Origin of the sequence: Sphingomonas pokkalii (assembly GCF_003096275.1) — a bacterium.
GTDB classification, from domain to species: Bacteria; Pseudomonadota; Alphaproteobacteria; order Sphingomonadales; family Sphingomonadaceae; genus Sphingomonas; species Sphingomonas pokkalii.
Genome location: NZ_QENQ01000001.1, coordinates 2,263,191 through 2,289,422 on the forward strand (window position 1 = coordinate 2,263,191; position 26,232 = coordinate 2,289,422).

Here is a 26,232-nt window from a genome sequence, read left to right on the forward strand (position 1 = left end):
CGGACCGGGACGCGCCCTGCGGCGCATCCCGGTCCATGCGTCAGAGCGGCTTCCGCATCGCGACGAGGCTCTGCCAGAAGGGCGGATGGTGCGTACCGTCGTTGCCGCTGGTGAATGCCGGCGGCTCAAAGCCGATGCGCGCGGCCCAATGCCGGATCCAGTCGGGGTGGAGGAAGGTATCGAGCAGCGCGAGCTGCTTGCCCCGGGCCCGCCGCGCGACGCGGCTGTCGAACACCTGCTCATGGGGCACATGGCCGATTTCGAGGAACGAGAAGATCAGCTTGCCGCCCGGCTTCAGCGCGCGGAACGTGTCCTGCATGTAGAGGAAGCATTCCTCGACCGAGATATGGGTGAACACAGACCAGTGGAAGACCATATCGAGCGAAGCGTCGGCGGCGTCGATCGAGGGATCGAGATGCACCTTGCCGACATAGCCGGGGCAGGAGCGGCGCATTTCCTGGACGAGGCCCGGCACAATGTCCGCGCCGACATAGCTGCCTTGCCAGCCGGCGCGTTGCAGGGCCTGCGCGGTGCGCCCACTTCCGCAGCCGAGATCATAGATTGCCATCGCGTCGACGAGCCCGTGGTGGCGAAGCACGGCGACATGGCCATCGCCCTGCTCGGCGAACAGTTCAATCGTTTCGGCACCGATGGCCTGGGCGAATGCAAGCGGCCTGTTGTGCGGATGCTCCCGCAGTCGATTTTGCAGGGCTTTCCCATATGCCTTGGCAGAATCGTAATACAGTCCTCCCCGAGGTCGAAATGAAGCTATCCAGTTCAACACGCAGGTTCCCCACTATTATCTCGCCCCGGGGCCTATCGTTGCGTCACCGCTAAAACAAGCGACGATCGGCGGCGGCGCCCACCTGATACCGGGTCGGCCGGCGTCTCCCCCCAGGCAGCATCTGGTCTCGAATGGCTACCCCCGCCCCCTCCCCCCGAGGGTGCACTTTTGGAACCGGCGCACTCTCGCAACCTTGCCTTTGATCTGGCAGGTTCCCGCGATCGACTCGATCCCGGGGGACCCCATGAACAAACTCGCCATCGCCGCGCTGCTGGCCGGTGCCGCCGCCGCGCCGCTGCTCGCCCAGACCGCCGCGCCCGTGCCGCCCGTCGCCGCGAAGAAGCCCTACACCGTGAAGGCCCCCTTCGGCGCCACCCGCGAGGATCCCTATTACTGGCTGCGCGACGATACGCGGAAGAACCCGGAAATGCTCGCCTATCTCGCCGCCGAGAACGCCTATGCCGATGCGGTGCTGGCGGGCGAAAAGCCGATGGCGGACACGCTGTACCGCGAGATCATCGGCCATATCAAACAGGACGACGCGAGCGTCCCCTACGCCAAGCACGGCTATGTCTATTACACCCGCTTCGATACCGGCGCCGACTATGCCGTGGTCGCGCGCCGCAAGGGCAGCATGACGGCGCCCGAGCAGGTGCTGTTCGATCAGCCCGCCATGGCCAAGGGCAAGAGCTTCTTCCAGATCGGCCACTGGCGGGTAAGCCCGGACAATAGCCGCGTCGCCTGGGCCGAAGACACGGTCGGCCGCCGCCAATATGTGCTGAAGGTGAAGGACATCGCGACCGGCACGCTGCTCGCCGACACGGTGCCCAATATCGAGCCCGACCTCGTCTGGTCCGCCGACGGCAAGACGATCTTCTATGTCGAGAAGGATCCGGTGACGCTGCTCGGCAACCGCGTGAAGGCGCATGTGCTGGGCACCCCGGCCTCGGCCGACCGGCTGGTCTATACCGAGAAGGACGACACCTTCTACATGGGCATCGGCGCGACCACCGACGAGCGCTATATCTGCATCAACCTCCATTCGACGGTGAGCGACGAGCAGCGCTGCGCCCCCGCCGCCAACCCGGTGAAGTTCACACCCGTCGCGCCGCGCGAACGGGACTTCCTCTACAACGCCGATCACCTCGGCGGGCGCTGGATCGTCCGCACCAACTACCAGGCGCCGAACTATCGGATCATGGTGGTGCCGGACGCCAAGGCCGCGGCGGGGCGCGCGGCCTGGCGCGATCTGGTGCCGACCAGCGACACGGTGTTCATCGAGAATTTCCAGCCCTTCGATCGCTTCCTCGCCATCGAGGAGCGCTCGGGCGGCAACAAGCGGCTGCGGATGCTGACGCCTGCCGGCAAGAGCAGCTTCGTCAGCGCGGACGAGCCGGCCTATGTGATGGACCTCGGCACCAACGAGGATCCCGCCAGCCCGGTGCTGCGCTACACCTATGGCTCGCTGGTCACGCCGACCACCACCTATGAGGTCGATGCCGCCACCGGCAAGCGCACCGTGCTGAAGGTGCAGCCGGTGCCGGGCTATGACCCCAACAAGTACGTCACCGAGCGCGTCTGGGCGACCGCGCGCGACGGCACCAAGGTGCCGGTGAGCTTGGTCTACGCCAAGGGCTTCAGGAAGGACGGCACCGCCGCGCTGTTCCAATATGCCTATGGCAGCTACGGCAATTCCACCGACCCCAGCTTCAATCCGATACTGCCCAGCCTGCTCGATCGCGGCATGGTCTATGCCATCGCGCATATCCGCGGCGGCCAGGAAATGGGCCGCCATTGGTATGACGATGGCAAGATCTTCCACAAAAAGAACAGCTTCACCGATTTCATCGATGTGACGCGCTTCCTGGTCGACCAGGGCTATGCCGCCAAGGGCCGGGTGGCAGCGATGGGCGGCAGCGCGGGCGGCCTGCTGATGGGCGCGGTCGCCAACATGGCACCGCAGGACTATCGCGTGATCATCGCCCAGGTGCCGTTCGTCGACGTGGTGACGACGATGCTCGACACCTCGATCCCGCTGACAACCGGCGAGTTCGACGAATGGGGCAACCCGGCCGAGAAGCGCTATTACGACTATATGCTGAGCTATTCGCCCTACGACAATGTGGCGGCGCAGGCCTATCCCGCGCTCTATGTCGGCACCGGGCTATGGGACAGCCAGGTGCAATATTACGAGCCGACCAAATGGGTGGCCAAGCTGCGCGCGACCAAGACCGACCAGAATCCGCTGGTCTTCCGCGTCAACATGGAAGCAGGCCATGGCGGCAAGTCCGGCCGCTTCGAGCGCTATCACCAGAATGCCGAATGGATGGCCTTCGCACTGGACCAGCTGAAGGTGCAGTGAGGCCGGATCGACGGGCGGCTGCGTCAGCCGCCTGTCGACCGCGTATAGGGGATGAACTTGCCGAGCCGGCAGAACTGGCTGGGAATGCTGTTGCCGGGCGTCAGCACCCGGAACTGATCGTTGCGGCACAGCTGGTTGCCGCGCATTTCCACGATCACCGTGGTCAGCGGCGCCAGCGACGGGCATTCCGCGACCAGATCGTTGCGATACAGCCGTCCGCCCTGGCGATAGACCAGCGTGCGGGTGTCGATGATCTGCGGGCCGTCGGTCATCCCCGGCGAGATGCAGTCCTGCGGCTTGCCTGCCACCCGGTCGCCCAGCGCGCTGGCCAGCTCGCGCCGGGCCTGCGCATCACGCTGCGCCTGATAGTCGGCATTCTGCGCACAGCCGGCCAACGCGGCGGCCCCGATCATGATCGCGAAACGCATCGTACCTCTCCTGGAGCGAGATAACAGGATGTTGACCCGCCGTGATTGCCCTGCGCCGACTCAGCCGGCAAAACTGTCCTTGGCCGTCCGGCGTTCGGCAAGGATGCGCGCGTTCGGCGCGCGGAGAAAGGGGTTGGTTGCACGTTCGGCCGCAATGGTGGTCGGCAGCGTCGCCTCGCCCTCCGCACGCAGCCGCGCCACTTCCACCATGCGGGTGGCGATCGCGGCATTGTCCGGCTCCGCGACCAGCGCATAGCGGCCGTTCGACAGCGTATATTCGTGCGCGCAATAGACCCGGGTCTCGCCCGGCAACGCGGCGAGGCGCTGCATATTGGCGAACATCTGCTCGGCCGTGCCTTCGAACAGCCGCCCGCACCCCATCGCGAACAGCGTATCGCCGACGAACACCACCGCGTCCTCGGCAAGATGATAGGCGATATGGCCGGCGGTATGCGCAGGCACTTCCAGCACCACCGCGCGGTGCGCACCCAGCGCAACCTGGTCCCCCTCGCCGACCAGCCGATCGGCGGTAGGGATCTTCGCGGCTTCGGCGGCAGGCGCGATCACGGTGCAGCCGGTCGCCGCCTTGAGGCCCGCATTGCCGCCGGTGTGATCGGGATGCCAATGCGTGTTCCAGATCGCGGTCAGCGCCCAGCCCCGCTCGGCCAGCGCCGCCAGCACCGGATCGGCCTGCGCCGGATCGATCACGATCGTTTCCGCCGAGGCGGGATCATGGACCAGCCAGATATAATTGTCGCTGAGCGCGGGAATGCGAAGAATGATGAGGTCGGTCATGACGGTTCCTGGAGCAGCGCGGCGGTTTCGGCGGACAGGCGGCGGATAATGCCAAGTTGCGTTGATATAGCCTGATCCTGCCTCGCCGCCGCCATCCCCACCAAAGCCGGGATGCATTCGCCGCGCGGTCTCAGCAGGCGCCAACCGCGGGCCCCATGGGCCCCGGCTTTCGCCGGGGTGACGCGCCGGGGCACAACGATCGGTGCGGTCGCCCCGCGTTCGGCGAAGAACCGGGGCGCCGACATCACCATTCGCCGGTGTTCGGCATCGATGCCCAGGGCTCCTGCGGCGGCAGATGGCCGTCCTGGAGCAGTTCGATCGAGATCGCGTCGGGGGTGCGGACGAACGCCATATGGCCGTCACGCGGCGGGCGGTTGATCGTCACGCCGGCATCCATCAGCCGCTGGCAGGTCTCGTAGATATTCTCCACCTGGAACGCCAGATGCCCGAAATTGCGGCCGCCGCCATAGGTTTCGGGGTCCCAGTTATGGGTAAGTTCGACCTCGGCACGGCCGCGGCCGGTGGCCGGATCGATATCGGCCTCGCTCGCCAGGTAGATCAGCGTGAAACGGCCCTTCTCGCTGGTGATGCGATGCGTTTCCTTCAGCCCGAGCAGTTCGAAAAAGGCGATCGACGCATCGGGATCGGTCACGCGGATCATCGTATGCAGAAACTTCACGCTGGGGGCTCCCTCGATTTGGCCGTTCCAGCCAGATAGGGAGCGCCCCCGGCGGCCGCCAGCCCCGGCTATTGGGCAGGCGCCGGATCGAACTGCGCCAGCGCGGCGCGGGCGGCGGCGGCCTGCGGGCTGCCCGGCGCGGCGGTGACGACCTTGGTCCAGGCCGCCCGTGCCGCGGCTTCGTCGCCCGCCGCCGCCGCGATGTTGCCGGCCTCCAGCTGTACCGAAACATCGTCGCCGGCGCGCTGCACCGCCTCCGCAATGTCCTTCTGCGCGCGGGGCAGATCGTGCATCCGCCGGGCGAGCGTGGCGGAAAGCAGCCAGGCGAGCGGATCGTCGCCGGCCTTGGCGAGCGCGACATCGATATCGGCACGCGCACCGGCATTTTCGCCCGAAGCGACGGCGGCGCGGGCGCGATCGAGATAGGCCTCGCCCAGCGCCAGTCCCTTCAGCTGTCCGCTCGCCAGCGCGGCGTTGATCGCGGCGCGCGCCTTGGGCGGCTTCTTGGCGGCGAGCCAGGCATTGCCCGCCTGGGTCCAGTAGGTGGCGGCGCGGGGACCGTCCTTTGCCGTCTCCGCCTCGCCCGCCGCTTCCTCGAACGCGGCCGCGGCGGAGTCCCAGCGGCCCTGGTTGGTATAGGCGACGGCGAGGCACTGGCGGGCGAACATGCCGCCCTTGTCGGTGCCCCATTTCACCGCCTCGTCGATCGCCGCGGCGGGGTCGCCGGTGGCGAGATCCATGCATTTGGTGAAGCGCGGCGGCTCGCCGGGGGGCGGTGCTGCCGCCGCGGCGGCCTTGGCGGCCGCGGCGCGGGCGCGCTCGGCGTCGCGCAGCACCGGGCCTGCCTTGGGCGCGACGGCGGTGCGGTCCTGGGCGATCAGCAGGAGGAGGGGGAGCAGCATTCGATCAGAACTTCCTCGGTGGCGCGGAGCAGCAGGCGGATATCGGCATCGCGCGACAGGCGGTGATCGCCGTCCTTGACGATCCAGGCCTGCACCTTGTCTGAACGGATCGTCTCGGCGATGCGCAGGGCCAGGTTCCACGGCACCTCGGCGTCACGCTGGCCATGGAGCAACCGCACCGGGCCGTCGAACGCGATCGGCGCGTCCAGCACCCGGTTGGCCTCGCCCGAACGCCAGAAGGCATGGGTGGTAACCATCGGCGCGTCCGAATAGTCGCTCGGCTGTTCCAGCCGGCCTTCCGCCTGCATGTGCCGCTTCTCCGCATCGGTGAAGCCCCAGTCGGTGAAGTCGGGCGCGGCGGCGATGCCGACCATGCCGATCACCCGTTCCGGCCGCGCCAGCGCTGCGAGCAACATGATCCAGCCGCCCATCGACGATCCCACCAGCACCACCGGCCCTTCGGCCACCGAATCGATCATCGCCAGCGCATCGTCGCGCCAGCTGGCCAGCGTCTGGTCCTCGAACGCACCGGGGCTTTCGCCGCACCCGGCATAATCGAACCGCAGAAATGCCTGGCCGCGCGCCTGCGCCCAGGCTTCGAGCGCCAGCACCTTCGATCCCTGCATGTCGGAACGATAGCCCGGCAGAAAGACGATCGTCGGCGCGGTGCCGGGGCTGTGGCGATAGGCAAGGGCGGGCGCGGTCATGTCGCGCGGTGTAGCCGCTCGACGCGCCGGGTTCCAGCGATGCAGGCGATTACAGCCATCCAGATTTCCCGCGAGACAGACGCGATCGGAACGCCCATCTTGCACGGCATGAAACAGGTAGAAAAAGCCATCGCCCTCCCCGTCCGCCGGTTCGTCCCCAGCAGCCAGCTCGCATTTGGCGCGGCGATCGCCGTGTCCGGCCTTTCGGTCCTCGCCGGCAAGCTGCTCGCACTGGCCTGACAGGGCCTCAGCGGGCCGCCGCCTCGCACATGGTCCGCAGCGCCTGCCATTGGGCGGGGGTGAGCGCGGGCGTATAGGTCGCACCCGGCCGAACGCCATCGGCGAAATATTGTTCGCGCGCCGGCGAGATCGGGTGCGATCCGAGATAATCGAACAGCAGCGCCGTCGCCCCCGGTTGCCGTTCGCGCTCGGCCAGCCTTGCGAACAGCGCCGCGGTCGGGCGCGGGGAAATATGCGCCGCCTGGAGATGGCCGACCGCATAGGCATCGGCACCCCGCTCCGCCTTGTTCGCATAGCGGGCGTTGAGCACGGCATGGGTATAGGTCGCGACATTGTGATCGAAACCGCCGAACAGCAGGCGCAACCCGAACTGCCGGAACAGCCACTGCATCCCGTCGCGATGGGCGACATGGCCCAGTTCGTGGCTCAGCACCCCCGCCACTTCGTCGGGTGATTCGGCGTTCTGGATCAGGCCGTCGAACAGCACCACCTGGCCGCCGGGAAAGGCGGCGGCGTTGATCATCGGCGCGCGGACGATGCGGATCGTCACCTTGCCCTGCTGCCCCAGCCGATCGCCCAGCACCCGTAGCGCCGCGTCCCCCGCGGGAGACGAACAGGTATAGTCGTCGAGCGTGTCGACCATCATCCGGCCCATCCGCTGCTCGATCGCTTGCGGCATCAGCCGCGCGATCAGCGGCGGCAGCTTCAGCGTGAGGCCGACGAAAAGCACCCCGATCACCGCGAACACGGCCGCCACCCGCCGGCGCCCGAAGCGGGCGACCCAGCCGGCGTAGCGCGGCGGCTTCGGCAGCTGCAGCGCGATTTCGGAGGGCGGGAATTCCTGGAAGCTGATCCGCCAGCCCGGCCGGCCCTTCAGGCCATAGGTGCGATCATGGGGGCCATGCCCCCTCGGCACCAGATCGGCAAAGACATACGGGCCGGGATCGGCGCCGTCGCCGTCGAGCACGAAGCCGCCCGCCTCCGCGGTGAGCACCATCCGCGGGCTGCGGCCCTGCCCGCCCCGGCCATCATAATGCCAGACTTCAACATCCACCGGTCGGTCCCCCCATGCCGCTCTTATAGCAGGGACTGGCGCCATGGCACCGCGCAAAGCCCGAAAGCCGCGCCCCCAGGGCAGCGAGCGTCCGATCATATCCAACGAAGCGATGAGGAATTTGGGTGTGGCTGGTCGGGGCGACAGGATTCGAACCTGCGACCCCCACACCCCCAGTGTGATGCGCTACCAGGCTGCGCTACGCCCCGACCGAGGGTGCGCCCTCTATGCCGCTTGGGGGCCGGATGCAACCCCCATGCGCGGCTTTTCAGCGATCGATCGCTTCCAGCCCCATCGCGATCGCGCCCAGCGGCCCGGCCATGTCGCCCAGCCCCGGCGGCCCGACCCGCGTCTCCAGCTCGGCGCAATAGCCGGCCAGCGCGCCATAGCCGTTGATCATCGCGGCCAGCTTCTCGCGCACGCGCGGGAACAGCGCCGGCCGCTGCGTCATCACGCCGCCGCCGATCGCGATCCGCTCGGGCGCCAGGCTCACCACCAGATTGTGGAGCAGCGCCGCCAGGTCATGCGCGAAATAGTCCCATTCGGGTGCGTCGTCGGAAACGTCCTGCCCCGGCCGGCCGAATCGCGCCGCCAGCGCCGGGCCGGAAAGCAGGCCCTCGGCGCAGTCGCCATGGAAGGGGCACCAGCCGGCGAAGCTGTCGCCCGGCGCACGGGCCGATCGCATATGCCCCGCCTCGCCATGGGCATAGCCCATGATCGGACGGCCATTGGCGACGAGCCCCACGCCCACACCGGTGCCGATGGTGATATAGGCGTGCGTCGAAAGCCCCGCCGCGGCGCCCCAGCGCGCCTCCGCCAGCGCCGCGCCGTTCACGTCGGTCTGGATCGCCAGCGGCTTGGCATAGCGCGCGGCCAGGCGCTTGGTCAGGTCCGTCCCGCTCCAGCCCGGCTTGGTGGTGGCGACGATCGCGCCGAAATCGGGCCGCGCCGGGTTCAGTTCGATCGGCCCGAAGCTGGCGATGCCGATCGCATCAAAGGCCCAGCCATCGAGCACCTTTTCCAGTCCGGCCAGCGTTGTCACCGGATCGGTGGTGGGTATCACGTGGCGCTCGCGCACATCCTGGGGCCCACTGCCCAGGGTGGCGACGCACTTGGTGCCGCCCAGTTCCAGGCCGGCGATCGACGGGTTCGAAGTCATGCCGCCGCGCTAGCGCGCTCCGCCGCCTTCGGGAAGCCCCTCGATGCACGCCGACGCAAAGGTTTCCACATCTGGTTTGCGGCTTTATCGATCCGCGCGATGCACGTAATCGCTCAGGCTCACAAAGGCGAGCGCGGCGGTGAAAACCCCCATCGCTGCCAACACCATGTAAAGATAGTTGCTACCGATGACGTCGAGCATATCCGCCTCCATCTGCAAGGCGCGAATCGTGGCGCGATCCCCGGAGGATTGCGTTGATCTTCGTCAAACCGTGGCTTGCGGCATCGCGGGCCAGCGCGCATCATGCCTGCAACCCTTTGCCAAACGTCGGAGTTTATGACGCAACGCCCCAGCCATGATCCCACGGCGATGGCGCTGTTGTTCGAGGCGGCCAGCGATCGCGGCGTGTTCCTGCTCGATCCCGACGGCCGGATCGCGAGCTGGAGCCGCGGTGCCGAGCTGCAGGACGGGTGGACGCCCGCCGAACTGCACGGCGCCGGCCTTGGCCTCCACTATCCCGCCGCCGATGTCGCCGCCGGCCGCCCGGCGCGCGATCTCGCCCGCGCCCGCGCCGCCGGCCGGCTGGTCGAGGAAGGCTGGCGGCTGCGGCGCGACGGCAGCGAATATCTCGCCGAAGTGGAGCTCACTGCGCTGGTCGATCCCGATGGCACGCTGCGCGGCTATGCCGAGGTGTTCCGCGACATCACCGACAGCAAGGCATCGGAAACCGCGCTGGCGGGCAGTGCGCTGCACCTGCGCTCGATCCTCGCTACCGTGCCCTCGGCGATGGTGGTGATCGACGATCACGGCCTGATCCTGTCGTTCAGTGCGGCGGCGGAGCGGCTGTTCGGCTGGCGCGAGGCGGAAGTGATCGGCCGCAACGTGCGGATGCTGATGCCCGCCCCCGACGCGCAGCTGCACGACCGCTATCTCGCCCGCTACATGACGACGGGAGAGCGGCGGGTGATCGGCATCGGCCGCATCGTCGTCGGCCAGCGCCGCGACGGCACCGATTTCCCGATGGAGCTGCAGGTCGGCGAGGCGAGCAGCGAGGGCAATCGCATCTTCACCGGCTTCATCCGCGACCTTACCGACGAGCAGCGCGCCGAACTGCGGCTGAAGGAATTGCAGTCGGAACTGATTCACGTCTCGCGCCTGTCGGCGATGGGCACCATGGCCTCCACGCTGGCGCATGAACTCAACCAGCCGCTCACCGCCATCGCCAATTATCTGCAGGCGGGCAGCAACCTGATGCAGCAGGACAGCGGCGATCCCGAGGATCAGGCGATGATCCGCGAGGCGATGGAAGAATCGGTGAAGGAAGCGCTGCGCGCCGGCGACATCGTCCGCCGCCTGCGCGCCTTCGTCTCGCGCGGCGAGGCGGACATGGGCCTGGCCGATCTTCCGCGGCTGATCGACGAGGCAAGCCGCCTGGCGCTCAGCGGATCGCGCGAGCTGGGGGTGCGGGCCTTCTACGCGCTCGATCCCCACGCCACCGCCGTGCTGTGCGATCGGGTGCAGATCCAGCAGGTGCTGGTCAACCTGATCCGCAACGCGATCGAGGCGATGGCCGCCAGCCCGGTGCGCGAGGTGACGATCGGCTCCGAAGCCGCGCCGCGCAACCTGGTCCGCGTCTGGGTGGCGGATACCGGCCCCGGCATCGCGCCCGAACTGGCGCCCCGGCTGTTCCAGGCGTTCAGCAGCACCAAGGAACAGGGCATGGGCCTGGGCCTGTCGATCTGCCGCACGATCGTGGAAGCCCATGGCGGCCGGATCTGGGCAGAGCCCCGGCCGGAGGGCGGCACCATCTTCAACTTCACGCTGCTGTCGGCGAACGAGGAACAGGCATGACGGAACAGAGGCATATCCATCTGGTCGACGACGAGGAATCGGTCCGCCGCTCGACCAGCTTCATGCTGCGCACGGCGGGCTATGCGGTCGATACCTATCCTTCGGGCGTGGCCTTTCTGGAACAGGTGGCGGATGCCCGGCCCGGCTGCATCCTGCTCGACGTGCGGATGCCCGAAATGGACGGGATCGAAGTGCAGGCCCAGCTGGTCAGCCGCGGCGTGACGCTGCCGGTGATCGTGCTCACCGGGCACGGCGATGTCGGCACGGCAGTGGCGGCGATGAAGGGCGGCGCGATCGATTTCCTCGAAAAGCCGTTCGACAGCGCGGCGCTGATGGACGCGCTCGATCGCGGTTTCGAACGGCTCGGCCGCAGCGATGAGGCGGTGGCCTCGCAGCAGGATGCGGAACGCCGGATCGCGCAGCTTTCGCCCCGCGAGCAGGATGTGCTGCGCGGGCTGGTGCGCGGCCATCCGAACAAGACGATCGCCTATGATCTCGGCATCTCGCCCCGCACGGTGGAGGTGCACCGCGCCAATGCGATGAGCAAGCTCGGCGCGCGCAGCCTTTCGGAAGCGCTGCGGCTGGCCTTCGCCGCGAAGTTGGATCAGTCCATCTGATACCTAGGGATATTCCGTAGCGACAGGATCGCCGCGCAATGGCAGCGCCGCATCTTAGCCCATGTCTGCCATCGCGCCTTCCGAACGCCCCAGCGTATTGCTCGTCGAAGACGATGATGGCGTGCGCCGGGCCACCCAGCTGCTGCTCCATGGCCATGGCTATCGCGTCCGTTCGCACCGTGCGGCAGCGTCTGCGCTGGCCGATCCCGCGGCGCCGGAGGCGGCCTATCTGCTCGCCGATTATCGCCTGCCCGATGGCGACGGCATCGATCTGCTGCAGGCGATGCGCGCCACCGGATGGTCGGGCCATGCCGTGCTGATGACCGGCTACCCCCATGCCGGGCTGGCAGAGGCGGCGCGGCAGAGCGGCTATGCCGCATTCCTCGAAAAGCCGTTGCGGACGCACGATCTGCTGGCGGCGCTGTCCCGGCAGCAGCCGAACATGCCGGCAGCCTGAACCCGGTCAGGCCGGCAAGGTCGCTTCGGCATCCTCGCGCTTCTCCGGTCGGATATAGATCGAGCTCAGCTGCGGCAGGGCCGCCTTCAGCCGCGCTTCCAGTTGCTCGATCAGCGTTTCGGCATCGCCCATCGCCAGCGTGTCGTCGAAGTCCGCGCTGATCGCCACGAATACGCGATCGGGCGCGGTGTGGATCGTGCGGACATGGTTGACGAAGGTGATGCGCGGTTCGGCTTCCATCATCGCGCGCACCTGCCGGATCAGCGCGGGATCGGCCCGCTCGCCGATCAGCAACCCTTTCGCCTCGCGCGCCAGGAGCACGGCCACCGCCGCCAGAATCAGGCCGATCACGATCGAGGCGGCTCCGTCGATCCGGGAATCGCCCCAGGCATGGCTCGCCCAGATGCCGATCGCGGCGACGATCAGCCCGGCCAGCGCCGCCGAATCCTCGAACAGCACGATGAAACCGGCAGGGTCCTTGGAATCATGCACTGCCTGCCACCAGCCGCATTCGCCCTTGCTGCGGGCGAATGCACGCACCGCAATGGCCCAGCTCGTGCCCTCCATGGCGGCAGCAACGGCCAGCACCACATAATTGACCAGCGGATCGCGGAGCGGCTCCGGCGCCACCATGTGTCGCCAGCCTTCATATACCGATACGCCCGCCCCCAGCCCGAAGATCAGGATCGCGACGACGAACGCCCAGAAATAGAGTTCGCGGCCATAGCCGAAGGGATGCTCGGCATCCGCCGGGCGCCGCGCCCGGTGCTGGCCGTACAGCAGCAGGATCTGGTTGAAGCTGTCGACCAGGCTGTGCACGCCTTCGGTGAGCATCGAGGAAGACGCGGTGATCGCCGCCGCGATGAACTTCGCGACGGCGATTCCGAGATTGGCGGCCAATGCCGCGTACAGGACAAGGTTCGTGCGCCAGCCGGACGCGGGGGCATGGGGCGCCATCCCTGCAGCGTGGTGTCAGTCGAGGCCGAGTTTCGACAGCGCCTTGCCGATCAGCCCCGGCGCCTTTGCGTCCTTCCGCCGTGCTTCCGCATCGGCATCATAGCCCGAGCTTTCCGGTGGCTGGTTGTTGTGGATCGGCTGGGTCGATGCCGGCGGATCGGACGCATCCATCGATTCGTCCAGGGCCCGGTCCAGTCGGGCGTCGCGGCTCTGCGGATCGCGGGCCAGCCGCTCCTCGATCGAAACATCCGTGCCGGCATCGGAGGAATGGGAGGCGCCCCTGGCGTTGTCCTCCGCCTTGGGATCGGGGGCGACCGACATCCGGTCCATCGCCGGGTCGAGCGGGTTGGTGGTCATCGTGCACTCTCCTGGGCTTCTCGCCTTCCAACGGACAGTGCAGTGCCCGCGTTCCCGCGGGCGCCAAGCAGTTGAAAAGAAAAGGCCCGGTGGATCGCTCCACCGGGCCTTTCTGCATTTCCCTGACGCGAGGATCAGTCGCGCGAACTGCCGAACAGACGCAGCAGGAAGAGGAACATGTTGATGAAGTCGAGATAGAGGTTCAGCGCCCCCATGATCGCGACCTTGCCCTCTTCGCGGGTACCCGCGACATAGGTGTAGATGCTCTTGATCTTCTGCGTGTCATAGGCGGTCAGGCCGGCGAAGATCAGCACGCCGATCGCACTGATCACCAGGCTCATCGTGCCCGACTGCAGGAAGATGTTGACGATCGACGCCACGATCAGGCCGACCAGGCCGATGATCAGGAAGGTGCCGAAGCCCGACAGATCCTTCTTGGTCGTATAGCCATAGACGCTCAGCGCGGCGAAGCCGGCGGCGGTGCCGAAGAACACCTGCGCGATCGACATGTCGGTGTAGGAGACGAAGATCGTCGAGATCGACGCACCCAGCAGGCCGGCATAGGCGAAGAACAGCGCCTTCAGCGTGCCTTCGGACATGCGGTTCTGGCCGAAGCTCATCGCGAACACGATCGCCAGCGGCGAGATCATCACCACCCAGCCGAGCAGCGTCGGCTGCAGCGACAGGCCACGGGCGGTTTCCACCACCTGGAACAGCATCGCCTGCAGCGCACCGACCTTGCCGAACGCCAGCGCGACGATACCGGTCAGCAGCACGCCCGAGAGCATGTAGTTGTAGACCGACAGCATGTACGACCGGAGCCCCGCGTCATGCGCCGCGGCGCGTGCACTTGCGGTCGCGAAGGGCGACTCGCTCGTGCGGGGATCAGACCAGTTAGCCATTCGAAAAACTCCTTTGCCCGGCGCGTTGCCGGATAGCGCGAATATCGGCCCGCCCTGCGCCCTTTTCAAGCGAAACCGGGCATAGCAATGTTTCGAAACACGCAGCCGACTCGACGCGCGGCCCGCGTTGCACCCAATATCCGCGCTTTCAGGACCAGAATGATGCATCGCCTGTTCGTCGGCTTCCGTCCTCCCCCAGCGATTCGCGCGCAATTGCAGGCGCTGGCCGGGGGCGTCGCGAGCGCGCGCTGGCAGGATGACGAGCAGCTGCACTGCACCTTGCGCTATATCGGCGAGGTGGAACGCCCCCGCGCCGAAGACATTGCGGTCGCGCTCGGATCGCTGCGCTTCGCCCCGTTCGAGCTGGCGGTCGACGGGGTCGGCGAATTCGATTCGCGCGGCCGCCCCAATGCGCTCTGGGCGGGTCTTCGCCCGCAGGATCAGGTCACGCAGCTCCACCAGAAGATCGATCAGGCACTGGTCCGCCTCGGCCTCGAACCCGAACGGCGCGCCTATCGCCCGCACATCACCCTCGCCCGGATGAATGTGCCGGCCGGCACCAATGCCCGCTTCCTGCAGGACCATGCCGGGCTGACCAGCCCGCCCTTCCGCGTCGATGCCTTTCTGCTGTTCGAAAGCCATCTCGGCCGGGAGGGCGCGCGCTACGCAGCGATCGAGCGCTACCCGCTCCGCCCCTGATCGCCGGCGATTCCATCCGCCAGCAGCGCCAGCGCCGCCGCGATCGGCGCATCGGCGGCGGGCAGCTTGCCGTCCAGCGCCAGCGTCGCCAGCCCGTGCACCGTGCCCCAGGCGGCCATCGTCGCGGTTGCGGGATCGCGGCACGCCAGCGATGCGACGCGCCGGGAAAGGATCTCGAACGCCTCGCCATAACGCCCCGGCGGCATCTCGCACCCCGGCTCGCCCCGGAACATCAGGCGGAACAGCGCCGGCCGCGCCTGGGCGAAATGGAAATAGGCGACGCCCTGCGCCACCAGTGCGGCGCGGGGGCTGTCGGCCGCATCCGCCCGGGCCAGCGCCTCGGCCAGCATCGCAAAACCGGCTTCCGCGACCGCGCCGAGCAGCGCCGCCTTGTCCGCGAAATGGCGATAGGGCGCCATGGCGGAAACGCCGGTCGCCTTGGCCAGCGCCCGCAAGGTCACCCCGTCGCCGCCGCCCTGGTCGAGCAGCGCGATCGCCGCCGCCACCAGGCGCTGGCGCAATCCGCCCTCGGCGGCACCATTTTCCATCTTGTTTACACCGTAAACTTCGCTATCGATGGTGTACGTTGTAAACAAGGAAGCCTGCCATGCAAGCCACCGCGCTCCGCGAGACGGTCGATCTCGCCGCCTATCCCGATCTGATCGTCGTCATCCTCGGGTTCAAGCTGCGCCGCCTGCGCGCGCTTCCCGCGATGCTGCGGATCGGCCGCGGCCTTGCCGCGATCCGCAAGAACCCGCCCGAGGGATTGCTGGCCGAAGACGGGATGCTGTTCGGGTGGAACCATGTCGGCTTCCGCCAATATTGGCGCGATCTGCCCAGCCTGGAGGCGTTCACGCGCAGCGCACCGCACAGCGTCTGGTGGCAGGATTTCCTCAAGGATCCCCACGGCGCCGGCTTCTGGCACGAAGCCTATGGCGCACGGGGGATCGAGGCGGTGTATGTCAATCTGCCCGGCCAGCGCCTGGGCCTCGGCATGTTCGCGCCGCGGGCGCGGCCGGTGGGCACCTTGTTATCGTCGCGGCAGCGGATGCAGGCCCATGCCGGGGTAGAAGGGTAAGGCCCTGGGCGCCGTCAGAACGACGCCCAGTCGCCCTCTCCGCCGGCCATTGCCGGGGCGGCGGCAGCGGCGGCGCGCGCCTTCGGCGCCACGGTGGTGCGCGCGATCGCCGGGCGCTTGAGCGGCAGGTTCATCCGTGCATTGCCATCGCCGCCATCGACGGTGAAGGCCATGGCCTGCACCTTCAGCGCCTCGACCTCGCCGCTCAGGTTGCGCGCGGCGGCCGAAGTTTCCTCCACCATCGCGGCATTCTGCTGCGTCGCCTGGTCCATCACGTTCATCGCCGTGGTGATCTCGCCGATCGAAGAGGCCTGGGCCTGGTTCGCGGTCGCCATGCTGCCGAGCAGATCGTGCACCTCGCGGACGTCGTTGGCGATCGCCGCAAAGGCGTCGTCGACGCGCTGCACCATGCCCACCGCGGCGGTCACGTCGGTCTGGGTGGCGGTCAGCTGCTCGCGGGCGCGGCCGGCTTCCTCCTCGGCACGCATCGCGAGCGCCGAGACGAGATCGGCGACCACCGCGAAGCCGCGGCCCGCTTCGCCGGCACGGCCGGCCTCGACCGCGGCGTTCATCGCGAGCACCCGCGTCTGGAAGGCGATCTTGTCGAGGCCCTCGATCACGTCGTCGATGCCCTTGGCGCTTTCCGAAACGCGGCTCATCGCCGAAACCGCCTGATCCGCCACGCTGCGGCCGGCTTCGACCGATCCGATCGCGCCGTCAGCCCGCGCCACCGTCTGGGTGGAAGCGGTTGCCGTGCCGCGCAGCCGCTGATCCATCTCGCTGATCGAGGCGACCGTCTCTTCCAGGCTGGCAGCGGCGCCTTCGGTCCGGCGCGACAGGTCTTCGGAGGCGCTGGCGATTTCCGACGCACCGTTGCTGATCGTCTCGGCCGAGATCCGCACGGAACGGACCAGATCGCGCAGCGAGGCCAGCGCTTCGTTGAAATTGGTCTTGAGCTGCGCGTTGGCGCCGGGGAAGTCGACGGTCACATCGGCGGTCAGGTCGCCCGCGGCCAGCCGCTGGAGCGACGCACCCAGCACCCGCACCACGTCGGCCTGCTGCTCCGCGGCTTCCTTCTGCGCCACGGCGGCGTCGCGGAAGATCAGCATCCCGCGCGAGATGCGGCCCACGCAATCCTCATAATCGGTATGCGCGATCGGCGAGGTCAGATCGCCGGCGGCAAGCCCTTCCATCCGAAGAACGGTGGCGACATAGGGATCGGCAATCGCCCGGCTGAACCTGCGGGTGACGGCGAAGGCGCCGCCGATCACCCCCAGGCTGAGCCCAAGCCCGACATAGGTGGGCAAAAGCGCGTTCATCACCGTCAGAAGCAGCATCACACCGAGCATTGCGTTGAAGGAAAACTTCAACTTCTCCCGAATGGGTGCTTTCACTTCGAACCAATGCAACATTTGCGCTTCCTTGATCTGCGGACCGGTGGGCGCGCTGCGCTCGCAGAGAAGCCCTGCGAGCGTGCGCCTCTGAACCGCATTGTAGGCGTGTTTCGACTTGAAAGGTCCAAATTGCCATCAACCGGAAACAATATGTCTTTTCGATCATAAGGTCTTACGTATTTTCCCGTAACCCGATCATCCTTTGCCGGGTTCGATCAGGAACTTCTCGCCGGTCGCCTTGCGCTCATAGGCGCGCAGCACCTCGGGGTTCAGCGCCTCCGCCAGACCGATCGCGCGCGTGTAGCGGCTGGCGAAGGTGGTGGTCAGTTCGCCCAGCACGCGGCGGCGCATCGCGCCCACCACTTCGCCGCCGGCGCGTTGCAGGAACGGCATCAATAGCCAGCCCGAAACGCTCCACTGGAAGCCGAAGGCCAGCCGGTTCAGCGTGGTCGGCGCCAGATCCAGCGCGCCATAGATATAAAGCTGCTTGAACTGGTCGGAGCCATAGCGGCTATAGTCCGTCATCGCCCGCACCGCGGCGGCTTCCATCGCCTGCAGGATATCGCTGCCCAGCGCGCCCCCACCGATCGCGTCGAAGGCGATGGTCGCCCCGGTCTCCGCCACCGCATCGACCAGCCTGGCGCGGAAGTCCTCGTCCTTGCTGTTGAGCACATGCGTCGCGCCGATGCCGCGCAGGATCGCGGCCTGTTCCTCGGATCGCACGATGTTCACCAAGGGGATGCCGTCCGCCCGGCAGAGCTTCTGCAACATCTGCCCCAGATTGGAGGCGGCGGCGGTGTGCACGATCGCCTTGTGCCCCTCACGCCGCGCCGTCTCGACAAAGCCCAGCGCGGTCATCGGATTGACGAACAGCGCCGCACCGTCCGCCGCGCTCGCGCCTTCGGGCAGCGGCACCACCTCGCGCGCCTTCAGCGTGCGATAATCGGCGAACATCGCCCCTCCCGCCATGCCGACGCGCTTGCCGAGCAGCCCCTGCGCCTCCGATCCGGCGGCGACCACCGTGCCGGCGCCTTCATTGCCCACCGGCAGCGACTGGCCCAGCCGCGCCTTCATGCTCGCCAGCCGGCCCTGCGGCACGTCGAACACCAGCACCGGGGCGTCCGCGGTGCCTTCCTCGCGCAGCGTGTCGATCTGCGCCGGCCCCAGCAACAGCCCCAGGTCGCTCGGATTGATCGGCGCCGCCTCCACCTGCACCACCACGGCGTCCGGGGCAGGATCGCCATGCGTCACCTGCTCCAGCGACAGGCGCAGTGTGCCGTCTTCGTTCAGGGTCGAGCGTAGTTCGCGTCCGGTGAATGCCATTCCATCTCTCCTTCAAGCTTCAGCAATGTTCAACGAGCGCGCGTACCAGCATGTCCGCCGCGGTGCGCACTTCGTCCCAGGTGCGATCGAATCCGTCGGGGCCGCCATAATAGGGATCGTCCACGCCCTGCCCCTCCCAGCCGGGCACCACGTCCAGCAACAGCCGCAGCCGCGCGCGGCCGCCACCGGCCGGCGCGATCCGGCGCAGATCGGCCAGATTCTGCGGATCGAGTGCGAGGATATGGTCGAACCGCTCGAAATCGGCGCGCGCCACCTGCCGCGCGCGCTGGCCGGCGATATCGATGCCGTGCTTCGCCGCCACCGCGATCGATCGCCGGTCCGGCCGGCTGCCGACATGCCAGTCGCCGGTGCCGGCGGAATCGGCGATCGCGTCCACGCCCGCCGCCTCGGCGGCTGCCCGGAACGCCGCCTCGGCCAGCGGCGAGCGACAGATATTGCCCAGACAGACGAACAGGAATGCCGGTTTGTGCATCGGGAAAATCATCCTTTCGTAAAATGGGTACGCTCTGCTAGCGTTCCGGGCAATGGCGCGAACGCGCCGGAGGAGAGGATATGGCGAGCAATTCCCCCGCACCCGATTCGGGCAGTGCGCGCCCCTATGCCTGGTACGTGCTGTCGCTGCTGCTGCTCGTCTATATTCTCAATTTCGTCGATCGCCAGATCGTCGCGATCCTGGCGGACGACATCAAGCGCGACCTGAAGCTGAACGATCAGGATATCGGCTTTCTCTATGGCACCGCCTTCGGCGTCTTCTATGCGCTGTTCGGCATTCCGCTCGGCCGGCTGGCAGACAATTGGCACCGGGTACGCCTGATGACGGCAGGGCTGGCGCTGTGGTCGAGCATGACGGCACTGTCCGGCTTCGCCCGCAACGGGACGGCGCTGGCGCTGGCGCGGATCGGCGTGGGCGTGGGCGAAGCCAGCGCCGGCCCTGCCGCCTATTCGCTCATCTCCGATTGGTTTCCCCGCCGGCTGCGCGCCACCGCGCTCGTGCTCTATTCGTCGGGCATCTATCTGGGCGGCGGCTGTTCGCTGCTGATCGGCGCCACGATCGTCCAGCGCTGGAACCTGGCCTATCCTGCCGGCGGACCGCTCGGCCTGGTCGGGTGGCAGGCGGCGTTTCTCGCGGTGGGCCTGCCCGGTCTGCTCGTCGCCGCCTGGACGTTCACGCTGCGCGAGCCGCCCCGCGGCCTTTCCGAAGGGATCGAGACGCCCGCCCATCCGGCGCCGTTCCGCGCGTTCTTCGAAGAACTGGTCACCATCGTCCCGCCCTTCACGCTGATCGGCGCGGCGCGGCTGGGCTTCGGCGTGCTCGCCCGCAACCTGGCGGTGCTCGCGCTGGTCGCCGGCATGGTGGCGCTGCTGGTCGCCCTGGGCGAGCCGCCGGCGCAATGGATCGCGATCGGCATCGGCGTCTATGCGGTCTATAGCTGGGCGGTGGCGCTCAAGCGGCGCGATCCGCCCACCTATGCCCTGATCCTCGGCACGCCGGCCTTTCTGTGCGTGGTGCTGGCCTATGGCCTCAACACCTTCCTCGCATATGCGATGGCGGCCTTCGCCCCCAGTTTCGTCCGGCGCAGCTTCGCCATCCCGCCCGAACAATTGGGCGAAGTCGGCTTCTGGATCGGTGCGCCGGCGGCGTTGGCCGGCTTTCTCGGCGTCACGCTCGCCGGGCGCGTCGCCGATCATCTGCGCGCGCATAGTCCGGTGGGGCGGCTCCATGTCATCTTGTTCGGCTGCCTCGCGCCGCTGCTGCCGATGGCGCTCGCCTTCACCGCGCGCACGCCGGCCATGGCCTATACGATGCTGCCGATCGCGCAGTTCCTGATCTGCGGCGCGCTGGGCGCCGCCGCCGCGACGACGCAGGATCTGGTGCTGCCGCGGATGCGCGGCACCGCCACCGCCGCCTTCTTCATCGGCACCACGCTGATCGGGCTGGCGCTCGGGCCGTATCTCGCCGGCCGTATCTCCACGCTTACCGGCGATCTCGGCACCGGCGTGCTGTCGTTGTTCGCCAGCGTGCCCCTTGCGCTCGGCGCGATCGTCGCGGCCTATCGGCTGCTGCCGGCGGCGGAATCGTCGAAGCTGCGCCGCGCCCGCGCCGCCGGCGAGGCGCTATAGCCGCAGAAATGGGAATCGCCCCTCCCCGCCCGAAGGCTCAAGAACGGGCCGATCCGATCGGCTTCCGCCGGCGTCAGACGGTCTGGAACACGCCGCAGGCGATCCGACCGCCGCTGTTGCCGGCAGGATCGGTCTTATAGTCGTCCTCGCCCGCATGGACGACCAGCGCGGCGCCGTCCGCATCCATCAGCGCGGCGAAGCTGCCGCCTTCCAGCATGAAGCGGCCATGGCCGTCGCCCTTCTCGTCGACCTTCAGGTTCGGCAGGTCGCCGCCATGCGGCCCCATCGGATTGTCCTTGCCGTGTTGCTTCCCGGTGGGGTTCCAATGCCCGCCCGCGCTGGCGAAGTCGGGCGCCGTGCATTTGCCGATGGTGTGGACATGCACGCCATGCGATCCCGGCGTCAGGCCGCGAACATCCACCAGCACGCGAATCGATCCGTCGATTTCCTCGGCAACCGCCGTGCCGATGGTCTTGCCCGCCGCATCGTGCAGCTCGGCCTGGGCGCGATAATGGCCCGCCATGTAGCGCGCATTCTGCGCCTTGGTCACGCAACCGGATAACGCCATCGCCACCAGCCCCCCCACGACCAGAACCCGTCCCTTCATGCGAACTACTCCCGCCTGTGCCATGGTTCCCGTAATGGGCGCTTCGTCGCTGCGTTCCAAGGGGGCGCGGCGCGTTTGCCGTGGCCTGGTTTCGGTTTGCCGCAGCATTTACTTTTCGTTAATAGTCTTGGGCGACCGTCGAAACCCGTAGAGCGTCGAACGGACGCGGCGACTTCATCAGGGGAAATCAATCATGTACCGGCTTGCCAGTACGCTGCTTGCCTTGCCTGCGCTCGCCGCATGTCAGCCGGGCACAACCGCGGTCCATGCGATCGCGGCAGTGGAGCCGGCGCCGCCGCCGCCGCTTTGGCGCACCCGTATCGCCGAGGCCGATCTCCCGCGCCTCGAAGCGCTGCCGGGCGAATGGCAGCGGCTGTATACCGGGCTGCGCGCGCCGATCCGGGTGAAGACCGGTGCGGTGCTCGATCCGGCAGCGGGGCAGCCGCACCCGGCACTGCCGCCCGGCTCCTATCGCTGCCGCACGCTGCGGCTCCGTCCGGCGCCCAGGGGCGGCGCGCAGGTCCAGCCGACCCCCAACGGCTTCTGCTTCATCTCCGCCGCCGACGCGGCCGACGAAGACGCGCCGCTCGGCCTCGCCAAGCAGACGGGGACGGACATCGTCGCCGGCTATGTCTTCCCCGATGGCAAGCGCGCGGTGTTCCTCGGCGCGCGCCAGCGCAAGGCGGGGGCCAACGACATCGGCTATGGCGGCGCCGGCCCGCGCGACGTGGTCGGGCTGGTCGAACGCTTCGGTCCGTTCCGCTGGCGGCTCGCGGTTCCGGGCGAGCGCCCCGGCACGATCGACCTGTACGAACTCACCCCCGTCCCCGCCGAGGGACAGCCCAAGGGCTGATCGCCCGCCCGTTCATGGCAGCGACAGGAACCGTTGCCGCGGTGCAACAGGTGCCGTGAAAAGGTTTGCCGCGACGCAACCTTCGCCGCCGCCCCGGCATTAGACCCAGCATCCCCGCCCGCCGCCGACGCTCGGCCAGGCGAGAGGATGTTCGGTTTAATAGCGTACGAGGTTCATCCCAATGCGTAACATCATCGCCGTCGCGGCGCTCAGCGCCGCGCTGCCCTTTGCCGTCCCCGCCTTCGCGCAGGACAGCGGCACCGCCGCCACCGCCGCTGCCCAGACCGATAGCGGCACGCCCACGGCACCGGACGGTACCCGCGCGTTCGGCATCGAACCCTATGTTGGTGTGCTCGGCGGCTGGGAACGCTTCGATCGCCAGGAAAATGCCGGCATTCCGGTCCAGCCCAACGGCTATCGCCTCGATGGCGCGCTGGTGCAGGCGGTGGCGGGCGTGAACGTGCCGCTGGGGCCCGTGTTCGTCGGCGCCGAGGGCAATGTCGCCAAGGGAGTCAGCGGCGACATCGATTGGGAATATGGCGCGGCCGGCCGCTTCGGCGTCCGTGCGGGCGAAAGCGGCCTGATCTACGGCAAGGTCGGCTATCAGTGGGTCAATTTCGATAAGGTGCCGAACGCCACGCGCGATTACCACGCGATGACCTATGGCCTCGGCGTCGAAGTCGGCCCCAAGGATATCGGCCTGGGCGGCATCACCGGCAACAGCGGCGTCCGCCTCCGCCTGGAGATGAACACGTTCAACGACGCGAAGAGCTTCCGCCCGATGGCGGGTGTGATCGCCCACTTCTGATGCCCTGCGCCGGGGCGGGCGGCAGCGCCCCCCGCCCCGGTTGACCTGGATCAACGTGCCATGCCGCCGCTGCCGCTAGCAGGGGCGGCATGGTGCTTTCTTCCACCCCCTATGATCGCCTCGGCGGTGCCGAAGCGGTGCGCGCGATCGTCGATCGCTTCTACGATCTGGTCGAATCCGATCCCGCCTATGCCGCGCTGAAGGCGATGCATGGCGAAGATTTCGGCCCCGTCCGCCACGCGCTCGCGCAGTTCCTGATCGCCTGGAGCGGCGGCCCGCGCGACTGGTTTACCCGGCGGCCCGGCGCGTGCATCATGTCGTTCCATCGTGCCCTGCCGGTCACGTCCGAAACCGCGGCGCAATGGGCGCACGCCATGGATCGCGCGATCGCCGCCGATCCGGGCCTGGAGCCGGAGACCGCGCGGCTGGTCGCCGATGCGCTCGATCGCATGTGCCGCGCCATGGCCGCGCAGGCCCGCGCCGCCTGATACATCCAATCTGGAGCAATCTCGCGCCGGAACGGAGTGGGAATCGGCTATGCCGCGCGCTGTGCCACGCAAACCCGCCCCGCCCGCCGGCGCCTCGCAGGTCGCCCTGTCCTCCCCACGCACCGCCCCGCTCGGGGCGGCGGCCGATGCGACGCCGCCTATCGACTATGTCTGCGAACATTGCGGCGCGCCGGGGATGACGCGCGACGCCTGGGCCGAATGGAGCACCACCGAACAGCGCTGGCAGCTGACGACGTTGTTCGATTTCGCCTTCTGCCACATGTGCCACCGCCCCACCCGGCTGGTCGTGCATCCGCTGCGCAAGGGATGACGAAACGCCCGCGGCTTCCTACAACGGCGCGATGAGCGAATTTCCCAAGCCCCCCGTCGCCGCCACCCGGCCGCACAGCATCACCCATCACGGCATCACCATCGAAGATCCCTGGGCCTGGCTGCGCGACCCCGGCTATCCCGACGTGCAGGACAAGGACGTGCTCGCCTATCTGGAGCAGGAGAACGCCTATTTCGACGCGGTGATGGCGCCCCACAAGCCGCTCGCCGAAACGCTGTTCCAGGAGATGCGCGGCCGCATCAAGGAAGACGAATCCACCGTCCCCCAGAAGGACGGCGACTGGCTCTACTGGACCGATTACGAAACCGGCGGCGAATATCCGCGCTGGTGGCGCAAGCCGGTCGCCGGCGGCCCCGACGAGCTGATCCTCGACGAACCCGCGCTCGCCGCGGGCAAGGAATATTTCCGCGTCGGCGCGGTCAGCATCAGCGAGGACGGCACGCTGATGGCCTATTCGACCGACGACAACGGCTCCGAACGCTACACCATCCGCTTCAAGGACCTGCGCACCGGCACCGCCAAGGACGAGCCCATCCCCGGCGCGGCCGGCTGCTGGGGCAATGTCGCGATCGAAGGCTCGATCGGCAATCTCGTCTTCACGTCCGGCGGCGACGCGCTGCTCTACGGCCTCACCGACGAGCATTGGCGCACCCGCACGATCAAGCTCCACCGCCTCGGCACCGATCCGGCGGAGGACGTGGTGGTCTATCACGAGGAGGAGCTCGGCTTCTCGGTCGGCGTCGAGACGAGCAGCGACCGCAAGTGGATCCTGCTCACCACCAGCGACCATGAAACCAGCGAGATCCGCCTCCTCCCCGCGCACGATCCGCTGGCCGAGGCGATCCTCGTCGCCCCGCGCAAGACCGGCCGCGAATATGATGTCGACACGCACGGCGACACGCTGTTCATCCACACCAACGACGTGGACACCAACTGGCGCCTCGTCACCGCCCCGATCACGGCGCCCGGCGAATGGACCGAACGCATCGCCCCCTCGCGCCATTTCTACATGACCGGGGTCGCCTGCTTCGCCGATTTCTTCGTGGTCGAGGGCCGCGAGGACGGGCTCGATCAGATCGAGCTGCACCGCTACGACGCGAATGTCCCCCCGACGCGCCTCAGCTTCCCCGAGGCGAGCTATGTCGCGGGCCTGGGCGACAACCCCGAATATGCCGTCAACAAGCTGCGGCTCGGCTATGAATCGATGGTCACCCCCGGCACCGTCCAGGATTACGACATCGCCACCGGCACGCTGGAGACGCTCAAGGTCCAGGAAATCCCCAGCGGCTATGACAAAGCCAAGTACCGCACCGAGCGCCTGACCATCACCGCGCGCGACGGCACCGCCGTCCCCGTCTCGATCGTCTACCCGAAGGACTTCCCGCGCGACGGCACCGGCAAGCTCTATCTCTATGCCTATGGCGCCTATGGCCACGCCATCCCGCCGGGCTTCTCGACCAGCCGCATGTCGTTCCTCGATCGCGGCATGGCCTTCGCCATCGCCCATATCCGCGGCGGCGACGATCTCGGCCAGCACTGGTATCACGCGGGCAAGCTGGAGAAGCGCACCAACACGTTCCACGATTTCGTCGACGTGGCGAAGGGGCTGATCGCGCTCGGCTATACCGCGCCGGGCCGGATCGCCATCGCCGGCCGGTCGGCGGGCGGCGAGCTGATGGGCGCGGTGGTCAATTCCGATCCCGAGCTGTGGGGCGCGGTGATCGCCGACGTGCCGTTCGTCGACGTGCTCAACACGATGCTCGACGAGAGCCTGCCGCTCACCCCCGGCGAGTGGCCCGAATGGGGCAACCCGATCGAGGACAAGGCGGCGTTCGAGCTGATCCGCAGCTACAGCCCGTACGACAATGTGCGGGCACAAGCCTATCCGCCGATGCTGATCTCGGGCGGCCTCAACGACCCGCGCGTGACCTATTGGGAGCCCGCCAAATGGGCCGCCCGCCTGCGCGCGACCAAGACCGACGACAACATCCTGCTGCTCAAAACCAATATGGGCGCCGGCCATGGCGGTAAGTCCGGGCGGTGGGAGAGCTTGCGGGAATATGCCGACGAGATGGCGTTCGTGCTTTGGCAGTTGGGGGTGGAGGGGTAGGAGCCCCCCGGGGAAACTGGCCGCCAGCCTCACACGCAAACTGGCGGCCCACCATGGAGCGGCATCGTTGCGGCTCCACAAAAATACTACCCGTAGCACGAGGTTTTCTGGCAACGGGGGGCAAACG

At 67.9% G+C, this 26,232-nt stretch carries 29 protein-coding genes and 1 tRNA gene; 13 read left to right on the top strand and 17 right to left on the bottom strand.

Annotated features, from left to right (window positions below; genetic code table 11):
- Positions 1-40: 40 nt before the first annotated feature.
- Complete coding sequence (locus DD559_RS10175) at positions 41-598, bottom strand: class I SAM-dependent methyltransferase (protein ID WP_240610208.1); 558 nt, start codon at positions 596-598, stop codon at positions 41-43.
- A 430-nt stretch (positions 599-1,028) separates the two neighbouring features.
- Between DD559_RS10175 and DD559_RS10180 the strand changes: the two genes are divergently transcribed.
- Complete coding sequence (locus DD559_RS10180) at positions 1,029-3,146, top strand: S9 family peptidase (protein WP_116470844.1); 2,118 nt, start codon at positions 1,029-1,031, stop codon at positions 3,144-3,146.
- 23 nt (positions 3,147-3,169) lie between these two features.
- On the opposite strand, the gene DD559_RS10185 is transcribed toward DD559_RS10180, so the two are convergent.
- From DD559_RS10185 to DD559_RS10210, 5 genes are all read right to left on the bottom strand, one after another.
- The gene (locus DD559_RS10185; RefSeq protein WP_206364488.1) at positions 3,170-3,574 is read right to left on the bottom strand and encodes a hypothetical protein; all 405 of its coding nucleotides are present in this window, start codon (positions 3,572-3,574) and stop codon (positions 3,170-3,172) included.
- Positions 3,575-3,634: 60 nt separating this feature from the next.
- Positions 3,635-4,369 (bottom strand): hydroxyacylglutathione hydrolase, encoded by a 735-nt coding sequence (gene gloB / locus DD559_RS10190; protein ID WP_116469076.1) that lies wholly within the window; start codon positions 4,367-4,369, stop codon positions 3,635-3,637.
- A gap of 244 nt (positions 4,370-4,613) precedes the next feature.
- The gene (locus DD559_RS10200; protein ID WP_116469078.1) at positions 4,614-5,048 is read right to left on the bottom strand and encodes a VOC family protein; all 435 of its coding nucleotides are present in this window, start codon (positions 5,046-5,048) and stop codon (positions 4,614-4,616) included.
- A 68-nt stretch (positions 5,049-5,116) separates the two neighbouring features.
- Positions 5,117-5,950, bottom strand: coding sequence for a tetratricopeptide repeat protein (locus DD559_RS10205; protein ID WP_116469079.1), 834 nt, complete (start codon positions 5,948-5,950; stop codon positions 5,117-5,119).
- Positions 5,926-6,657, bottom strand: coding sequence for an alpha/beta fold hydrolase (locus tag DD559_RS10210; protein WP_116469080.1), 732 nt, complete (start codon positions 6,655-6,657; stop codon positions 5,926-5,928). Before DD559_RS10210 ends, DD559_RS10205 begins: the two co-directional genes overlap by 25 nt.
- Positions 6,658-6,765: 108 nt before the next feature.
- Between DD559_RS10210 and DD559_RS20290 the strand changes: the two genes are divergently transcribed.
- Entirely contained in the window at positions 6,766-6,897 is a 132-nt protein-coding gene (locus DD559_RS20290; protein ID WP_276308181.1) for a hypothetical protein, read from the top strand.
- Positions 6,898-6,904: 7 nt separating this feature from the next.
- Here DD559_RS20290 and DD559_RS10220 read toward each other — a convergent pair whose 3' ends face one another.
- From DD559_RS10220 to DD559_RS10230, 3 genes are all read right to left on the bottom strand, one after another.
- On the bottom strand, positions 6,905-7,951 hold the full coding sequence (locus DD559_RS10220) for a M48 family metallopeptidase (RefSeq protein ID WP_116469082.1): 1,047 nt from the start codon (positions 7,949-7,951) through the stop codon (positions 6,905-6,907).
- 132 nt (positions 7,952-8,083) lie between these two features.
- Positions 8,084-8,160 (bottom strand) — tRNA-Pro (locus DD559_RS10225).
- 59 nt (positions 8,161-8,219) lie between these two features.
- Entirely contained in the window at positions 8,220-9,110 is an 891-nt protein-coding gene (locus DD559_RS10230; protein WP_116469083.1) for an ROK family protein, read from the bottom strand.
- A 336-nt stretch (positions 9,111-9,446) separates the two neighbouring features.
- Here DD559_RS10230 and DD559_RS10235 point away from each other — a divergent pair, with 336 nt between their 5' ends.
- The 3 genes from DD559_RS10235 to DD559_RS10245 all read left to right on the top strand — a co-directional run bounded on the left by DD559_RS10235 (position 9,447) and on the right by DD559_RS10245 (position 12,035).
- The gene (locus DD559_RS10235; RefSeq protein ID WP_116469084.1) at positions 9,447-10,961 is read left to right on the top strand and encodes a PAS domain-containing sensor histidine kinase; all 1,515 of its coding nucleotides are present in this window, start codon (positions 9,447-9,449) and stop codon (positions 10,959-10,961) included.
- Positions 10,958-11,578 (top strand): response regulator transcription factor, encoded by a 621-nt coding sequence (locus DD559_RS10240; RefSeq protein ID WP_116469085.1) that lies wholly within the window; start codon positions 10,958-10,960, stop codon positions 11,576-11,578. The genes DD559_RS10235 and DD559_RS10240 overlap by 4 nt, the downstream gene beginning before the upstream one ends.
- Positions 11,579-11,639: 61 nt before the next feature.
- Positions 11,640-12,035: a response regulator gene (locus DD559_RS10245; RefSeq protein WP_116469086.1), complete on the top strand. Its 396-nt coding sequence runs from the start codon at positions 11,640-11,642 to the stop codon at positions 12,033-12,035.
- A 6-nt stretch (positions 12,036-12,041) separates the two neighbouring features.
- On the opposite strand, the gene DD559_RS10250 is transcribed toward DD559_RS10245, so the two are convergent.
- The 3 genes from DD559_RS10250 to DD559_RS10260 all read right to left on the bottom strand — a co-directional run bounded on the left by DD559_RS10250 (position 12,042) and on the right by DD559_RS10260 (position 14,251).
- A complete protein-coding gene (locus DD559_RS10250; protein WP_116469087.1) occupies positions 12,042-12,992 on the bottom strand; it encodes a cation diffusion facilitator family transporter in 951 nt (316 codons plus the stop codon).
- Between the two features lie 15 nt (positions 12,993-13,007).
- A complete protein-coding gene (locus DD559_RS10255) occupies positions 13,008-13,349 on the bottom strand; it encodes a hypothetical protein (RefSeq protein ID WP_116469088.1) in 342 nt (113 codons plus the stop codon).
- A gap of 134 nt (positions 13,350-13,483) precedes the next feature.
- Positions 13,484-14,251 (bottom strand): Bax inhibitor-1/YccA family protein, encoded by a 768-nt coding sequence (locus DD559_RS10260; protein WP_116469089.1) that lies wholly within the window; start codon positions 14,249-14,251, stop codon positions 13,484-13,486.
- Between the two features lie 159 nt (positions 14,252-14,410).
- Between DD559_RS10260 and thpR the strand changes: the two genes are divergently transcribed.
- Positions 14,411-14,950, top strand: a complete 540-nt coding sequence (thpR, locus tag DD559_RS10265; RefSeq protein ID WP_438270404.1) for an RNA 2',3'-cyclic phosphodiesterase — start codon at positions 14,411-14,413, stop codon at positions 14,948-14,950.
- Here the strand turns inward: thpR and DD559_RS10270 are convergent.
- Entirely contained in the window at positions 14,932-15,498 is a 567-nt protein-coding gene (locus DD559_RS10270; RefSeq protein ID WP_116469090.1) for a TetR/AcrR family transcriptional regulator, read from the bottom strand. The two genes, thpR and DD559_RS10270, sit on opposite strands and share 19 nt — an antisense overlap.
- A gap of 59 nt (positions 15,499-15,557) precedes the next feature.
- Here DD559_RS10270 and DD559_RS10275 point away from each other — a divergent pair, with 59 nt between their 5' ends.
- The gene (locus tag DD559_RS10275) at positions 15,558-16,028 is read left to right on the top strand and encodes a monooxygenase family protein (RefSeq protein WP_116469091.1); all 471 of its coding nucleotides are present in this window, start codon (positions 15,558-15,560) and stop codon (positions 16,026-16,028) included.
- A 14-nt stretch (positions 16,029-16,042) separates the two neighbouring features.
- Here the strand turns inward: DD559_RS10275 and DD559_RS10280 are convergent, their stop codons facing one another.
- The 3 genes from DD559_RS10280 to DD559_RS10290 form a co-directional block, all read right to left on the bottom strand.
- Positions 16,043-17,440, bottom strand: coding sequence for a methyl-accepting chemotaxis protein (locus DD559_RS10280; RefSeq protein WP_116469092.1), 1,398 nt, complete (start codon positions 17,438-17,440; stop codon positions 16,043-16,045).
- A gap of 177 nt (positions 17,441-17,617) precedes the next feature.
- Positions 17,618-18,745: a zinc-binding dehydrogenase gene (locus DD559_RS10285; protein WP_116469093.1), complete on the bottom strand. Its 1,128-nt coding sequence runs from the start codon at positions 18,743-18,745 to the stop codon at positions 17,618-17,620.
- 19 nt (positions 18,746-18,764) lie between these two features.
- Entirely contained in the window at positions 18,765-19,238 is a 474-nt protein-coding gene (locus tag DD559_RS10290) for a low molecular weight protein-tyrosine-phosphatase (RefSeq protein WP_116470847.1), read from the bottom strand.
- An 80-nt stretch (positions 19,239-19,318) separates the two neighbouring features.
- Between DD559_RS10290 and DD559_RS10295 the strand changes: the two genes are divergently transcribed.
- A complete protein-coding gene (locus tag DD559_RS10295) occupies positions 19,319-20,887 on the top strand; it encodes a spinster family MFS transporter (RefSeq protein WP_116469094.1) in 1,569 nt (522 codons plus the stop codon).
- 73 nt (positions 20,888-20,960) lie between these two features.
- Here the strand turns inward: DD559_RS10295 and DD559_RS10300 are convergent, their stop codons facing one another.
- Positions 20,961-21,494: a superoxide dismutase family protein gene (locus DD559_RS10300; RefSeq protein ID WP_116469095.1), complete on the bottom strand. Its 534-nt coding sequence runs from the start codon at positions 21,492-21,494 to the stop codon at positions 20,961-20,963.
- 193 nt (positions 21,495-21,687) lie between these two features.
- Between DD559_RS10300 and DD559_RS10305 the strand changes: the two genes are divergently transcribed.
- The 5 genes from DD559_RS10305 (at position 21,688) to DD559_RS10325 (ending at position 26,105) form a co-directional block, all read left to right on the top strand.
- A complete protein-coding gene (locus DD559_RS10305; protein ID WP_116469096.1) occupies positions 21,688-22,347 on the top strand; it encodes a DUF4893 domain-containing protein in 660 nt (219 codons plus the stop codon).
- Between the two features lie 181 nt (positions 22,348-22,528).
- Positions 22,529-23,155, top strand: a complete 627-nt coding sequence (locus tag DD559_RS10310; protein ID WP_116469097.1) for an opacity protein — start codon at positions 22,529-22,531, stop codon at positions 23,153-23,155.
- Positions 23,156-23,244: 89 nt separating this feature from the next.
- Positions 23,245-23,643, top strand: coding sequence for a globin domain-containing protein (locus DD559_RS10315; RefSeq protein WP_116469098.1), 399 nt, complete (start codon positions 23,245-23,247; stop codon positions 23,641-23,643).
- 61 nt (positions 23,644-23,704) lie between these two features.
- Positions 23,705-23,974 carry a hypothetical protein gene (locus DD559_RS10320; protein WP_133243812.1) on the top strand — a complete coding sequence of 90 codons (270 nt, stop codon included), beginning with the start codon at positions 23,705-23,707 and terminating at the stop codon, positions 23,972-23,974.
- Positions 23,975-24,005: 31 nt separating this feature from the next.
- Entirely contained in the window at positions 24,006-26,105 is a 2,100-nt protein-coding gene (locus DD559_RS10325) for a S9 family peptidase (RefSeq protein WP_116469100.1), read from the top strand.
- Positions 26,106-26,232 lie beyond the last annotated feature (127 nt).

Coding starts and splice junctions, on each gene's coding strand:
- DD559_RS10180 (WP_116470844.1), top strand. CDS start 1,029: ATGAACAAACTCGCCATCGCCGCGCTGCTGGCCGGTGCCGCCGCCGCG.
- DD559_RS10185 (WP_206364488.1), bottom strand. CDS start 3,574: ATGCGTTTCGCGATCATGATCGGGGCCGCCGCGTTGGCCGGCTGTGCG.
- gloB (WP_116469076.1), bottom strand. CDS start 4,369: ATGACCGACCTCATCATTCTTCGCATTCCCGCGCTCAGCGACAATTAT.
- DD559_RS10205 (WP_116469079.1), bottom strand. CDS start 5,950: ATGCTGCTCCCCCTCCTCCTGCTGATCGCCCAGGACCGCACCGCCGTC.
- DD559_RS10210 (WP_116469080.1), bottom strand. CDS start 6,657: ATGACCGCGCCCGCCCTTGCCTATCGCCACAGCCCCGGCACCGCGCCG.
- DD559_RS20290 (WP_276308181.1), top strand. CDS start 6,766: ATGAAACAGGTAGAAAAAGCCATCGCCCTCCCCGTCCGCCGGTTCGTC.
- DD559_RS10230 (WP_116469083.1), bottom strand. CDS start 9,110: ATGACTTCGAACCCGTCGATCGCCGGCCTGGAACTGGGCGGCACCAAG.
- DD559_RS10235 (WP_116469084.1), top strand. CDS start 9,447: ATGACGCAACGCCCCAGCCATGATCCCACGGCGATGGCGCTGTTGTTC.
- DD559_RS10240 (WP_116469085.1), top strand. CDS start 10,958: ATGACGGAACAGAGGCATATCCATCTGGTCGACGACGAGGAATCGGTC.
- DD559_RS10245 (WP_116469086.1), top strand. CDS start 11,640: ATGTCTGCCATCGCGCCTTCCGAACGCCCCAGCGTATTGCTCGTCGAA.
- DD559_RS10250 (WP_116469087.1), bottom strand. CDS start 12,992: ATGGCGCCCCATGCCCCCGCGTCCGGCTGGCGCACGAACCTTGTCCTG.
- DD559_RS10255 (WP_116469088.1), bottom strand. CDS start 13,349: ATGACCACCAACCCGCTCGACCCGGCGATGGACCGGATGTCGGTCGCC.
- DD559_RS10260 (WP_116469089.1), bottom strand. CDS start 14,251: ATGGCTAACTGGTCTGATCCCCGCACGAGCGAGTCGCCCTTCGCGACC.
- thpR (WP_438270404.1), top strand. CDS start 14,411: ATGATGCATCGCCTGTTCGTCGGCTTCCGTCCTCCCCCAGCGATTCGC.
- DD559_RS10270 (WP_116469090.1), bottom strand. CDS start 15,498: ATGGAAAATGGTGCCGCCGAGGGCGGATTGCGCCAGCGCCTGGTGGCG.
- DD559_RS10275 (WP_116469091.1), top strand. CDS start 15,558: ATGCAAGCCACCGCGCTCCGCGAGACGGTCGATCTCGCCGCCTATCCC.
- DD559_RS10280 (WP_116469092.1), bottom strand. CDS start 17,440: ATGTTGCATTGGTTCGAAGTGAAAGCACCCATTCGGGAGAAGTTGAAG.
- DD559_RS10285 (WP_116469093.1), bottom strand. CDS start 18,745: ATGGCATTCACCGGACGCGAACTACGCTCGACCCTGAACGAAGACGGC.
- DD559_RS10290 (WP_116470847.1), bottom strand. CDS start 19,238: ATGCACAAACCGGCATTCCTGTTCGTCTGTCTGGGCAATATCTGTCGC.
- DD559_RS10295 (WP_116469094.1), top strand. CDS start 19,319: ATGGCGAGCAATTCCCCCGCACCCGATTCGGGCAGTGCGCGCCCCTAT.
- DD559_RS10300 (WP_116469095.1), bottom strand. CDS start 21,494: ATGAAGGGACGGGTTCTGGTCGTGGGGGGGCTGGTGGCGATGGCGTTA.
- DD559_RS10305 (WP_116469096.1), top strand. CDS start 21,688: ATGTACCGGCTTGCCAGTACGCTGCTTGCCTTGCCTGCGCTCGCCGCA.
- DD559_RS10310 (WP_116469097.1), top strand. CDS start 22,529: ATGCGTAACATCATCGCCGTCGCGGCGCTCAGCGCCGCGCTGCCCTTT.
- DD559_RS10315 (WP_116469098.1), top strand. CDS start 23,245: ATGGTGCTTTCTTCCACCCCCTATGATCGCCTCGGCGGTGCCGAAGCG.
- DD559_RS10325 (WP_116469100.1), top strand. CDS start 24,006: ATGAGCGAATTTCCCAAGCCCCCCGTCGCCGCCACCCGGCCGCACAGC.